The 13,793-nt window shown below is 45.5% G+C and carries 10 protein-coding genes and 1 other RNA gene; all 11 read left to right on the top strand.

Annotated elements, in window-relative coordinates:
* Positions 1 to 157: 157 nt before the first annotated feature.
* The 11 genes from CHL1_RS12810 (at position 158) to ruvA (ending at position 13,791) form a co-directional block, all read left to right on the top strand.
* Positions 158 to 2,647 carry a U32 family peptidase gene (locus CHL1_RS12810; protein WP_250933263.1) on the top strand — a complete coding sequence of 830 codons (2,490 nt, stop codon included), beginning with the start codon at positions 158 to 160 and terminating at the stop codon, positions 2,645 to 2,647.
* 16 nt (positions 2,648 to 2,663) lie between these two features.
* Positions 2,664 to 5,033, top strand: coding sequence for an endonuclease MutS2 (locus tag CHL1_RS12805; RefSeq protein ID WP_250933261.1), 2,370 nt, complete (start codon positions 2,664 to 2,666; stop codon positions 5,031 to 5,033).
* A 138-nt stretch (positions 5,034 to 5,171) separates the two neighbouring features.
* On the top strand, positions 5,172 to 5,705 hold the full coding sequence (gene dcd / locus CHL1_RS12800) for a dCTP deaminase (RefSeq protein WP_070370070.1): 534 nt from the start codon (positions 5,172 to 5,174) through the stop codon (positions 5,703 to 5,705).
* 45 nt (positions 5,706 to 5,750) lie between these two features.
* Positions 5,751 to 6,917: a cysteine desulfurase family protein gene (locus CHL1_RS12795; RefSeq protein ID WP_228882794.1), complete on the top strand. Its 1,167-nt coding sequence runs from the start codon at positions 5,751 to 5,753 to the stop codon at positions 6,915 to 6,917.
* 17 nt (positions 6,918 to 6,934) lie between these two features.
* Positions 6,935 to 8,095: a tRNA uracil 4-sulfurtransferase ThiI gene (thiI, locus tag CHL1_RS12790; protein ID WP_070370068.1), complete on the top strand. Its 1,161-nt coding sequence runs from the start codon at positions 6,935 to 6,937 to the stop codon at positions 8,093 to 8,095.
* 83 nt (positions 8,096 to 8,178) lie between these two features.
* The gene (gene hflX / locus CHL1_RS12785; protein WP_148638739.1) at positions 8,179 to 9,993 is read left to right on the top strand and encodes a GTPase HflX; all 1,815 of its coding nucleotides are present in this window, start codon (positions 8,179 to 8,181) and stop codon (positions 9,991 to 9,993) included.
* A 2-nt stretch (positions 9,994 to 9,995) separates the two neighbouring features.
* On the top strand, positions 9,996 to 10,631 hold the full coding sequence (locus CHL1_RS12780) for a YigZ family protein (RefSeq protein WP_250933259.1): 636 nt from the start codon (positions 9,996 to 9,998) through the stop codon (positions 10,629 to 10,631).
* 334 nt (positions 10,632 to 10,965) lie between these two features.
* Positions 10,966 to 11,454 (top strand): VanZ family protein, encoded by a 489-nt coding sequence (locus CHL1_RS12775; RefSeq protein WP_070370496.1) that lies wholly within the window; start codon positions 10,966 to 10,968, stop codon positions 11,452 to 11,454.
* Positions 11,455 to 11,470: 16 nt separating this feature from the next.
* Positions 11,471 to 12,832 (top strand): DNA repair protein RadA, encoded by a 1,362-nt coding sequence (gene radA / locus CHL1_RS12770; RefSeq protein ID WP_250933257.1) that lies wholly within the window; start codon positions 11,471 to 11,473, stop codon positions 12,830 to 12,832.
* Positions 12,833 to 12,923: 91 nt separating this feature from the next.
* Positions 12,924 to 13,105: non-coding RNA, 6S RNA (gene ssrS, locus CHL1_RS12765), on the top strand.
* An 83-nt stretch (positions 13,106 to 13,188) separates the two neighbouring features.
* Positions 13,189 to 13,791, top strand: a complete 603-nt coding sequence (gene ruvA / locus CHL1_RS12760; protein ID WP_070370498.1) for a Holliday junction branch migration protein RuvA — start codon at positions 13,189 to 13,191, stop codon at positions 13,789 to 13,791.
* Positions 13,792 to 13,793 lie beyond the last annotated feature (2 nt).

Here is a 13,793-nt window from a genome sequence, read left to right as displayed (position 1 = left end):
TCATACTTTTTTTACCCTGATTTATCAAGAAGATTAGTCTCTTTCCTGTAAATAATTAAAAGAATATCAAATCTTCTTTATTTTATCTCGATATGTTATAATAATCAATTGCATAGATGTTACGTGAAACAGCGATTAATAGGAACATGAGGTAAAAATGAATAAAAAACCAGAACTGCTGGCTCCGGCCGGAACCACGGCAGCTGTGATAGCGGCCATCAACGGTGGTGCAGATGCAGTCTATTTTGGTGGCAAATCCTTTAATGCCCGTCGTAATGCCGAAAACATGACGGACGATGAGATTAAGGAAGCGGTCACCCGATGTCATCAGCATGGGGTGAAAGTTTATGTCACCTTGAATATTTTGATCAAAAACAGTGAAATGGCAGAAGTGGTCAATACGCTTAATTTTTTAAAAACCCTTAACCTGGATGGCTTGATTGTTCAGGATATCGGGTTGATTTATCTGCTCCGACATTATTTTCCGGAATTCAAACTGCAAACCAGCACCCAGGCTTCCGTTTATGGGTTGGAAGGGGTGCTGTTTTTTCAGAAACTTGGTTTTTCCCGGATGGTGTTGCCTCGGGAAATGTCACTAACCCAGGTGGCTGATATTAAAAAGAAAACCCGGATTGAATTAAAAATATTCGCCCATGGAGCCTTGTGCTACGCCTATTCCGGTCAGTGCCTGATGAGCAGTATGATTGGCGGCCGTAGTGGGAACCGGGGGCTCTGTGCCCAACCCTGCCGGAAGCATTACCAACTCTTCGATGAGAACGCTCGTCTGGTAAAGGAAGGCTATCTTATCAGTCCCAAGGACTTAAATATTTTGGATGCGCTTCCGGTCGTTAGCGCTTCTGGCGTGGCTTCTTTAAAAATAGAAGGACGGATGAAAACACCGGAATATGTTTATGGAATCACCCGGGCTTATCGGGAAGGCATCGATGCTGCTGCCGGAGATGAGGTTGATCAAACCATCGATAATCGGGCCGTCATGCAGGTGTTTAACCGGGATTTCACCCGGGGCCATCTTTTTAATGAAGCAGATATTCTCAATGCTCAGGTGGGTAAGAACCGGGGTGTTTTAATTGGTCAGGTTGTCAGTCTTGCTAAAACTGCCAAAAATACAAATCATAAAAGCACCTATCAACCGCTGGGGATTCGTCTTTATGAGGATGTGCAACTCAATGTTGGGGATGGGTTATCCTTTGGCGAGGACGGCAAAACAGGAACCAGAGTCGATGCGATTTTCACTCCGTCGGGTCGCCGGTGTGAACAGGGTTCTGGTGGCGAAACCGTGGTCATTCCCTGTCGCTATGGGGTTTCGCCGGGAACACTGCTATACAAAAATTTCGATAAAAACTTGATGGACAGCCTTACAAAACGGGGCTCCCGTTCGCTTGATCAGCCAGCCTCGACAATCAATTTCAAACTGTTCCTGAAGCTCGATAAACCGGCAGAAATAGTCGCTTCTGCACAGGGGTGCGCAGTCACCTATCGTGCTGATTTTTATCCCGAAGCACCACTAAAAAATCCCATTGATGAGGCGATGGTGCGGGAGCAAATTTCCCGGATCGGTGGCACTGGCTTCGAACTGGGTATCATTTCCATGGAATTGGATGATCAGGTTTTTCTATCCCGTAGTCAGTTAAACACCTTGCGTAAAGAAGTGCTGATTAAACTGACACAGAAGCTGGCTGACACTGAAAAAAAAGAGGTCAGTCCCGATTTGTTACATTCAACCATTACAATTGTGCCGTTGGAAAAAGAACTTTTGGCCAAACCGGAGCGATTAAAAAAACGGCAATCAGATGGTGAAAAGAAACAGGTTTCACTATCATTTGAAAAAATGCCAATGATCGACTTTTTAATGCAATTGGATGGACTGGATCAGGTTGTGTTGCCTTTATTGGGGGAGGGCGTAGCAGAAAAGACCGCCCTCTTGAAGGATCGGGGAATCACAGTTTTATTGAAGACGCCTAAAATTATGGATGACCAGATGACTAAAAAAGTGCGGCAATTACTAAAAAAAGAGTTGAATCAGGATGGCTTTTTAATTGGTAATTATGAAGCGTTGCAACTGCTGAATAAAACATCATCTTATGTGGAGGCCGATTTGTCGTTTAACATGTTTAATACCCTGGCAACTCGGGCATTAAAAGAGTGGGGTGTTGGTGGTGCCGTGTTATCGCCGGAACTTATTGAAACCGAGTTACAAGAAATTACCGAGCATTCTGAGATTGATATGGTGTTACCTGTTTATGGTGTTCAGGAGCTGATGGTCAGTAAAAAATGCCTGTTTGGCTGCAAAAATTGTCTGGAAAAGAAAAAAGGAACAACTGGTTTGTGTCATCGGGAGATGTCCGGTAAACTGCTCGATGAGCGGGGTTTCAGTTTCCCGGTGGAGCGGGATGATCAGGGCTTGATTCATATCTATAATGGCGACACGCTATTTTTGAGAGAAGAAATCCTTGAATTGAAGTCCGTTGACACCTGGCGAATCTACTACCATAACGAAAATATCGAAAAGTTAAGAACCATCATCAGTTATTACCGACAGGGAATTTATGACAAGCATTGGGGTCTTCCCGAAGGGTTGGGAACTGAAGGAACCACCCGGGGGAGTTTTAGACGAGGCGTAAAATAGAGGAGTGAAATAATACATGGATCAAAGAAGCTTAAAGGTCTTGGAATATCATAAAATATTAAAAAGCCTGGGTGAACATTGCGTCACTCAGGGTGGGAAGGATCAGGCAAAGAATCTGTTGCCGCAAGAAAGTCTGGCAGCAGTTAATCGAGCCCTTGATTTAACCAATGAAAGTCTGGGGATGATCCTCCGCAATGGTCGACCACCGCTGGCAGATGTACCGAACACCAGTGATTATGTCAAGCGGGCGGCCATTGGTTCGATGCTGTCAATGAAAGAACTGTTGTCGATCGCCACGCTCCTGCGGATTGCCCGGGATATGGATAATTATTATCAGGGGGACACCCAGATGGATACCCTTGTTTTGCTCAAGGATCTGTTTACCTCACTGGAACCCTGTGAAGAGTTGGAAAAAGAAATCAGCCGCAAAATCCTGGGACCGGAAGAAATGGCCGACAACGCCTCACGGGAGCTGTCCCGGATTCGCCGGGAGATGCAGTTTAAATACAAGCGGATCACCGAAAAACTGAATCAAATGATTAGTTCTACTGCCTATGAAAAAATCCTTCAGGAAAAAATTGTGACGATCCGGAACAACCGCTATGTTATTCCGGTTAAACAGGAATACCGCAGCCAGGTGCCGGGGATTGTACTGGACAAATCGGCCAGTGGGGCAACCCTGTTTATTGAGCCGATGGCGGTGGTGGAACTGAACAATGATATTAAAATTCTGGTTACCGAAGAAGAACACGAAATCACCCGGATTCTCAAAGATCTGACCCAGAAGGTAGCTGATTTGCGGGATGAAATTATCTGCAATTATGAGGTGCTGGTGGATCTGGATTTTCAGTTTGGCAAGGGCAAGTATGGTCTAACCATCAATGGAGTTCGTACCAGTGTCTCAGAAACTGGTTCCATTGAGCTGCTTAGGGCCAAGCATCCCTTGATTCCGGAAGACCAGGTTGTCGCCTCGGATATATATTTTTCCGCAGGCATTGATACCATGGTGATCACTGGGCCCAATACCGGGGGAAAAACAGTCTCATTAAAAACCATCGGACTATTGAATTTGATGGTGCAGTCCGGATTGTTTATCCCGGTTCGGGAAGGCAGTAAAACCCGGATTTTTGGTGATATCTTTGCCGATATCGGGGATGAACAAAGCATTGAGCAAAGCCTGAGCACCTTTTCATCGCATATGACCAATATCGTGACAATTATGAATAAGGCTGATCATAACTCACTGGTACTATTTGATGAACTGGGGGCCGGTACCGATCCGACCGAAGGGGCCGCCCTGGCCATTTCGATTCTAAATGCACTTCATCTGCGTCGGGTTACCAGTGTCTCCACCACCCATTACAGCGAGCTGAAGGAATATGCCCTGGTCACTCCGGGGGTGGTTAATGCCAGCGTTGAATTTGATGTCAAAACCCTGCGGCCCACCTATCGCCTGTTAATTGGCGTGCCGGGAAAATCCAACGCTTTTGAAATCGCCATTCGCCTGGGGCTGGGTGAGGACATTATTGAAAATGCCCGCGACCTGATTAAGAATGAAGCCATCCGCTTTGAAGAAACCCTGATTAAAATTGATGAAAAGCGGCGTCGTACCGAAGCTGAGCATGACGCCATTATTCGCCTGAAGCAGGAAACCGAAGCGCTGAAACGCCAAATGGATCGGGAAAAGCAGAAATTTGAGAATGAACAAAAAGCGCTGCTGCAAAAAGCCCAAGAAGAAGCAATGGAAATTGTTAAGAAAACCCGGGCCGAAACTGAAGATATTTACCGGGAAATCCGAACCATTCAGGAAACGACGACCACATCCATCAAGGACAATAAAGAATTGGAAGCGATTCGCAAACGGATCAAAGAAAAAGAGAAAAATCTCTATCAGTTTGGCAGCCGACCCAAAGATTATCAGGGGGCAGCTTTGGAAATGGATGACCTGAGTGTTGGGATGAAGGTTTATATCAACAGCCTGCGTCGGGAGGGAGAGGTGTTAAATCTGCTGCCCAACGAGAACAAAGCCATGGTTCAGTCAGAGATGATCAAGCTAAAGGTTGATGTAGGGGATTTGAGCATGTCAACGGCCCTGGCCAAGCCGGAAGAAAAAAAGGTGACCTTTAAAAAGGTCGAGCGTCATGTGATGGAGACCAAACTTGATCTCCGCGGCAAAAATGGTGAAGAATCTCTGTTTCTGGTGGATAAGATGATTGGGGATGCAATGCTTTCAGGAAACAAGCAGCTGGTAATTGTGCACGGCAAGGGTACCGGTAGGCTTCGGGAGATTATTCATGAATACCTGAAAACAAACCCGCTGATTGAAGATTTTCGCCTGGGGGCCATGAACGAAGGAGGCTCTGGAGTAACCATTGTCAATCTCTAGGCATGAGGCGAAATGGGCCGGTCTGAGCGTTAATGGCCGAGACGCAGAGGACTCGTTTTGCAAAAAATTGACAGAAACATCGATTAATAATACAATTAATGGGAAAATTTTGCAGACCTATTGAATTTTGGAGGAAATATGATTTTATCGGATAAAACCATTTATAAATATCTGGAAAGTGGGGAGCTGGTCATTGATCCATTGGAACAGGGGCAGGTACAGCCAGCCTCGGTGGACATTCGTTTGGGAACCAGTTTTTTAAAGCTGGATGAAAATAATTTTGAGGCCATGTCCTTGACGGATGAAATTAAGTATATTTCCATGGAAGCGGATGAAATCATTATCCCGTCCAATTCCTTTCTTTTGGCAACCACCATGGAATACATCAAGCTGCCCTGCAATCTGACTGCCTTTGTTGAAGGGCGTAGTTCGATCGGTCGAATGGGTTTATTTATTCAGAATGCAGGCTGGGTAGACCCGGGTTTTGAAGGCGAGATTACCCTGGAGCTTTATAACGCCAATCGCTTACCAATTAAACTGGAAAAAGGCCGACGGATTTGTCAGCTGGTTTTTGCTCAAATGGATGATATGGCATTGAATCCTTATCAGGGGAAATATCAGGGCCAGCGTTCAGCAGTGGGAAGCCGGATTTTTTTGGATGAGGAATGCTAATTCAAATCGTAAGAAATTGGGCCGTATGGGAAAAGGATCGAAACAATGAACGAAATATATTTAGATAATGCGGCAACCACCAGGGTTCATCCCCAGGTGGCGCAAAAGATGATGGATACCCTAGTTAACAATTACGGGAATCCCTCATCCCTTCATCGCCTGGGGATTCGCAGTGAACAGGCGATTAAGGAAGTCCGGGGATTAATCGCAAAAAACCTGAACTGTCAAACCCAGGAGATCTATTTTACATCCGGTGGGACAGAAGGCAATAATATGATTATCCAAGGGGTGGTGGAGAATAAAAAACGGGAGCGGATGCGGATTATCACCTCAGCCATCGAGCATCCCTCGGTACTGGATGTGTTTACCTTCTATCAGAATCATCAGATTGAGGTGGTGGTTCTGGGGGTTGACGCTCAAGGACATATTGATTTGACGGAGCTGCAAGCGGCTATGAACGAGGATACCATTCTGGTCAGTATTATGGGGGTAAACAATGAGCTGGGAACCATTCAGGATCTCAAAGCGATTGGCAAAATCGTTAAGGCGGTTAATGCCAAGTGTGTTTTTCATGCTGACTTTGTTCAGGGCTTTATGAAAATTCCCATCGATGTGCAGGCCAGCATGCTCGATGCCCTGACCCTGTCCGGACACAAGATTTTCGGGCCGAAAGGCGTGGGCGCCGTTTATCTCAAAAAGGGTACCGACATTAAACCCCTGCTGCGGGGCGGTGGCCAAGAAAATAACCTTCGTTCAGGTACGGAAAATGTTCCGGGGATTGTTGGCTTTGGTGAAGCCGTTCGTTTACGAAGCGACTCATTTATGGATGAGTTTGAAGCGATCCGAAACGTGCGTAACGACTTTATCAATGAATTAGAGACAAAAATTGATGACATCAAAATCAACGGTGATCCTAACGGCAGTCCCTATGTACTTAATGTTTCATTTAACCGGGTTCGGGGCGAAGTACTGCTGCACAGCCTTGAATCCAAGGGAATATTTGTTTCCACCGGCTCAGCCTGTTCGTCGCATAAAAAGGAGAAACAGTATGTCCTTAAAGCCATCGGGCTGGCCGAAGAATACAAAGAAGGAACCATTCGCATTAGCTTTTCAAAAGACATTACCAACGATGATGTTAAAACAGCAGTGGCCGCCATTGCCCAGGCAGTCAGTAGCTTGCGGCTGTTGATTAAGCCAAACAAAAATAGATGACAGGAGCAAAAAAATTAATGGAACATGTTATTCTGGTTCGCTATGGGGAGATTGCCCTGAAAGGGTTGAACCGAAATTATTTTATCGAATTATTGGCAAAAAATATTCGAAATACCCTGAGAAGTGTACCATCGGCGAAAGTTAAAAAAATTCAGGGACGTCTGATTGTCAATGTGAGTGATGAAGATCTGGATCGGGCGATGGAACGGGTGCAAAAAGTATTTGGGATTGTGTCCATCAGTCCGGCCATTGTTATTGACAGTGAAATTAAGACAATTGAAGAAAATGCCATTGAACAGGTGCGGTCCACCGAAGGAATAAAAACCTTTAAGATTACCGCTAAGCGGGGGGATAAAACCTTCCCGATTAAATCACCGGATCTGTGTTGCCGTCTGGGCGAAGTAGTTCTGGACAACATTGAAGGGATTACGGTGGATCTTCATAACCCAGACCTGAATCTGTGGGTGGAGGTTCGCGAACAAACCTATATGTATCACCAGTTTATCCCCTGTAACGGCGGCTTGCCAGTGGGTTGCAGCGGTAAAGCAGCACTGCTTTTGTCCGGCGGGATTGACAGTCCGGTGGCTGGCTATCTGATGGCCAAGCGGGGGGTGGAAGTCATCGGGGTCTATTTCCACAGCTTCCCTTTCACCAGTGATCGGACCAAGGAAAAGGTTATTGATCTGGCTAAAATCATGAGCCAGTATTGTGGCAAGATCAAACTTTTTGTAGTGCCTTTTACTGAGATCCAGACCAAAATTGTGGAGATGTGCCCGGAACGGCAAACCACCATCATCATGCGTCGTTACATGATGCGGATTGCTGAGATGATTGCTCACAACGAAGGTGCCAAGGCGCTGATTACCGGAGAAAGTCTGGGGCAGGTGGCCAGCCAGACAATGGAAGGACTGGGAGCTACCAATGCGGTAGCCGAGCTACCGGTTTTTCGACCACTGATTGGTTTTGATAAAACCGAAATTGTCAAAATTGCCGAAACCATCGGCACCTTTGAAACTTCGATTTTGCCCTACGAAGATTGTTGTACCATTTTTGTGCCCAAACATCCGGAAACCAAACCCAAGGTTTCGGAGATGCTCCGCTCCGAAGAAAAAATTGCGGAAATGATGGGTGCGATGATGGAAACCGCCGTGGCCGAATCCGAAGTGGTCAAACTCTAGTCTTTATAAACCTGACCAGGCAACTATTTTGCCTGGTTTTTGTGCTATAATAAGACACTCTAATAAATCAAAGGAAAAAAATAATGGCAGATAATAATAAAAGTGGCATTCGCCAAAGCTATATCAATGAACTGAATGACTTGATTGGTTATCAAATGGAAAATCAGGTCCTGCTGGATGAATACGTACTGGAAATTTTAAAACGACTGACCCTGATTACAAAACGGGAGGTGTTGATCTGCACCAATGACAAAAATCGGGTTCAATGGGTAAATATTGGTGATGCATCCACTGTCAATATCGGCAATGCGGAGATGCTCTATCATGTTAAGGCCCTCAATAAATACCGGGTCATTCACACCCATCCCGGTGGAAATCCGCGGCTGTCGGCTGAGGATTTTTCGGCGGCTAAAAAACAGAGCCTCCAGTGTATTATTGCCATCGGTGTCGACGAAAAAATACCGACCAGCTTTAGCATTGGAGTACCAGTGGTGGAAGCAGGAACCATGGAGTATGGTCAGGGCCTATTTAAAACCCTGAAAGAACTAAACAAGTTTCCGCTGGAACACTATATCCTGTTGGCTGACCGGTTTATTAAAGATGACCCCAATAATCGCTTCGATGCCGAGGATGAAGAGGAACGGGCATTGCTGATCGGATTGGATCTACCCGGAAATAAGGGCATTGAACTGGTGGACTCGATGGAAGAATTACGGCAACTGGTCAAGACGGCCGGTGGTATTGTGGAGGAAGAGGTTTGTCAGTCAAAAAGTCAGATCGATCCAACCTTTTATGTCGGTAAGGGGAAGCTCCAGGAACTGATCAAGGTGATTCAGAATCATGACATTAACCTGATTGTTGCCAATGATGAACTCAATTCCCGGCAAATAGCCAACATTGAAGCCGCCACCGGTACCAAAACGGTTGATCGTACCACTATTATTCTGGATATTTTTGCCCGCCACGCTAAAACCAAAGAAGGCAAGCTTCAGGTGGAACTGGCCCAGCAGAAATACCGGATGAGTCATCTAAAAGGTCTGGGGATTGTAATGTCCCGGACTGGAGGCGGCATTGGCACCCGAGGCCCTGGTGAAAAGAAACTGGAAACTGATCGCCGCCATATCCGCAAACAGTTAGAAGAGCTGGAAGCCCGGATTGAACGGATCAATAAGAGCAATCAGCTCAACGCCGTCCAGCGCAGTAAAAATAAAATCAAAACGGTCAGCTTAATTGGTTATACCAACTCTGGTAAGAGTACCCTCTTTAATCGGCTGACTCAAAGTGAAGTGGTGACCAAGGATGGCCTTTTCATTACCCTTGATTCGACCCTGCGAAAGGTCGATCCGGAACATGGTGAGTATCTGGTCTCAGACACCGTTGGTTTTATTGACAAACTACCCCATGATCTGATCAAAGCGTTTAAAACCACCTTGATGGAAGTCGAAACCGCTGATCTATTGCTGCATGTGGTGGATGTGTCCAATCATAACTATGAAGCCCAGATCGAGGTGGTCAATCAGGTGCTTTCGGATATTGGTTCCGGCAATAAAAAAGTCATCATGATTTATAATAAAATCGATAAGCTGACCCCGGAAGAACAGGATGCTTTGTTGCAAAAGAATCAGGTGGCGGTTGAGGAACTGGCTTTGTATATTTCCGCAAAAGAAGGGATGGCAATCGAGAGCCTCTTTGACATCATCAATCGGGTGCTGGTAGGAGAAAAACGGGAAATGCAGCTGCTGATTCCCTATGATGACAATAAATCACTGGCACTTCTGCATGAGATGAAAGTGGTTTTGGCGATCGACTATCAGGCTGACGGCAATCTGGTGACCATCGAAATGACAGATGACTTTCCAACTCATCTGTTTGAAAAGTATCAGGTGACAGAGGTATAATTGTGGAAGATTATAAAACGGTATTAATTCCTGATGAAACGGAGATTGAAATCAAGAAGTCCCGCTTTATCAATATGGTTTTTCATATTGAAACCGAAGCAGAAGCTGAAGCAATTCTCGCCGAAATCCGAAAAAAGCATTATAAAGCCACCCATGTCTGCTGGGCCTATGTGCTTAACACCAATCCCCGGCGCCAAAAAGCCAGTGATGATGGCGAACCTTCCGGTACCGCCGGTAAACCGATTCTGGAGGTCATTGATCATCGGGAGCTCAAAGATGTACTGGTGGTGGTCATTCGCTATTTTGGCGGCGTGAAGCTGGGTACCGGCGGTTTGATCCGGGCCTATGGCGGCGGCGCCAGTAATGTTTTGAATCATTGTACTGTGATCAAGAAGCAGTTTTCGGATCAATTGCAAGTGGTGGTCAGTTACGCAAGTTATGGGGGACTGAGCAACGGTCTAATGGAACGGGAGGTGATTCCGGTAAATGAAGATTTTGGCGAAAATGTCACCCTGTTTTTTCAGATCCCGGTGGCGGAAACAAACGGATTTTTAGCCTGGATCGAGGATAAAACCAATGGCACTGCCCAGATTATTCGCAGTGAACCAGCTTTTGTGGATGTTGTTTTTACTTTATAACAACAATGATTCTAAAACCGTTGTTGTTATAAAGTAAATGGTTTTGAAAAAGATGCATCGTTAGATAAATAACTAACGAGCGAAACCCTTTACAAATGCCAAAAAGTTGGATATAATTGCCATAGTATAAAATTAATGCTGAGTTTTGAATTAGCATGGATACAATAATGTATTTTAATTTAAAACAAAGAATAAAAATATCGAGGGGTTACTTTCGATATTTTTTCTTTTTTTTGCAAAAATTTCCGGTCAGGAAAATTTCTGTGGCACTCTAAAGGTTTATTCGTTATAATAGCAAGGCTTACACGAGCAATCAACCAGGAAGGACCAGGATATGAGTAAAAACAACCGTGTCGCATTTCTCTTTAAGCTGCTGTTGCTGGCTTATTTGGGATTTCTAGTTATATTGACGCTATTACCCGATGCTTCTAATATTACCTATGAGACTACCGTAAACTTGATACCGCTGACTACGATTGATAACTTTTTTTATGACATTATGGTTAATGGCTTTATTGATTGGGAGTTTTTGGCAACCAAACCAACGAATCCAACAGAAATTCTTTTATACACCTTTACCGATTCGTTCAAAAACCTGGCCGGAAACATCATTTTGTTTTTACCGCTGGGGTTCCTATATCCGTTAGCACGAAAAAACAAGGTCGGCTTCTTCCATGTCTTTGTGGTGATACTGGGAACCACCTGTGCTATCGAGCTGATCCAATACTTGTTTTTAGCCAGTCGTCGGGCGGATGTCGATGATATTATTTTAAATCTGATTGGCGGTTTGATCGGTTATCTGGTTTATAAATGGATTGAGTAGTGAATAAGGGGAAAAGATGGCAAAGAAAAAAAGTATTTTTGTCTGTCAGAGCTGTGGTTATGAATCGCCCAAATGGATGGGTAAATGCCCGGAGTGTGGGCAGTGGAATAGCATGGTGGAAGAGTTGGATTTTTCTAAGCAGGGAAGTAAGGAAACGATTCGGGAACGGGGCGTTTATTCTAAACCGAAGTCCCTAGCGGAGATTACCTATACTGGGGACACCCGCTACCCGACCTGCAATGAAGAGTTTGATCGGGTTCTGGGTGGCGGGATTGTCCCTGGGGGGATGATCTTGCTGGGCGGTGACCCGGGGATCGGGAAATCGACGTTGCTTCTGCAGACCACTGAAGCCCTGGGAAATCAGGGCTATAAGATTTTATATATTTCCGGCGAAGAGTCGGAACAGCAATTAAAAATGCGGGCAGAGCGAATGAAGGTAAAATCTGAAAAGATTTCTTTCTTATCGGAGATTAATATTCCCTATCTGCTGACGATTATTCTAGAAGAGCGGCCAGATATTGTCATTATCGATTCGATTCAGACCATGTACAGCCCGGACATCAGCTCAGCTCCAGGCAGTGTCAGCCAGATCCGTGAAAACACCGGCGCACTGATGCAATTGGCCAAAAAAGATAATATCGCAATGGTGTTGGTGGGGCATGTCACCAAAGATGGGGCCATTGCCGGTCCCCGGGTGCTGGAGCATATGGTTGATACGGTGCTTTATTTTGAGGGCGAAAAATATCACGCTTATCGGATTCTAAGGGGTGTCAAAAATCGTTTTGGCTCCACCAATGAAATCGGGATTTTTGAAATGACTGAAAATGGCTTGCAGTCGGTAGCCAATCCATCGGAGATGATGCTCGACAGCCGTCCCGAAAATACCTGTGGATCGGTGGTGGTGCCCTGTATTGAGGGGTCCCGGCCGTTGCTGATTGAGCTGCAGGGGCTGGTTTCGCCCACTGGCTTTGGAAATCCCCGACGAATGGCCACTGGCATGGATTATAACCGGATGGTATTATTGCTGGCAATTATGGAGAAGCGGCTGGGAATTCAGATGCAGTCGGTGGATGCGTACATCAATGTGGTGGGTGGCATCAAGGTGGATGAACCCGCACTCGATCTGGGAGTAATTGCTGTACTTTACTCCAGCCTCCGGGATTTTCAGATCCCCGGCGATTTGATGATTCTGGGCGAGGTGGGATTAACGGGTGAAGTCCGTAACATCCAGCACATCGAAAAACGCCTGATCGAAGGAAAAAAACTGGGCTTTAAGCGTTGCATTATCCCCAAAGGCAACCAGAAAGGCTTGAAAATTGCCGGAATGACGATTCTCCCGGTAGATAGTATTCGTTCGGCCCTGGACATTTTACTGTAGACCATCCGGTGGGTTGAAATAAGTGAATTTGACTGCTGGTTTGCGGCAAAAATTTATCCTTTGATTTCCGTAGAAAACCGTGTATAATTAAGTTATCCCAAAGTGTTCGTTTTTTACTTTATTTTTGAACCTACATCAATACTCAGGGAGTCTGATTGTTCGCTGGCAGATGTTAGGCCTCATTATATCAGTGGAAAACAGAAACTAGAGACAAGACACCCACCTAGCTTTCGCTAGGGCGTCAAAAATGGAGTACGACACGTTGGGATAGCACCTAAGGGTGCTTTTTTTGTGTTGTAATATTTTTTTGTTTTGGTACAATGGGTAAAGCATGTTTGAATTTTGAAGGAGGGCTTATGTACGAATATATGATCGGGAGCTTGGAAGAACAAGCCATGGATTATGTGGTCATTGATCAAAACCGCATGGGATATAAGGTAAAGGTGTCGACCAATACATTAAATGAGCTGCCGAGTCTGCATTCGGAGGTCAAGCTGCACCTTCATCAGGTGATCAAAGAAGACGAAGTTTCGCTGTATGGGTTTGCCACCACCGATGAACGGGAGATTTTTAGAACCATGATCGGGATTTCCGGGATCGGACCCAAAGCAGCTATGGGACTTTTGTCGCAGTTTAGCCGCAACGAGCTGATTGGCCATATTGTCAACGATGATCCTAAAAGCATTGCAAAGGCCCCGGGAATTGGCATAAAAACGGCCAGTCGGATTATCCTGGAGCTGAAGGATCGCTATAAGGATGTTTCAGTCGGAGATCTGAAGTCTGTTTCCTTACAGGCTAAAGATGATACGGTTACCCAGGCGATTAACGGACTGGTGGGATTGGGTTATAGTATTTCAGAAGCTTCCGAAATGGTAGCCCGGGCATTTACCCCCGAGAGTAGCATTGAAGCGCTGATCACCGGGGCGCTTCGCTCGGCTAATCCATTGAAGGGACGATAACA

This window comes from Acetobacterium wieringae (assembly GCF_023700225.1).
Lineage (GTDB): Bacteria > Bacillota > Clostridia > Eubacteriales > Eubacteriaceae > Acetobacterium > Acetobacterium wieringae.
The sequence above is the reverse complement of the archived record's forward strand: the minus strand, read 5'-3'. Positions and strand labels throughout refer to the sequence as shown.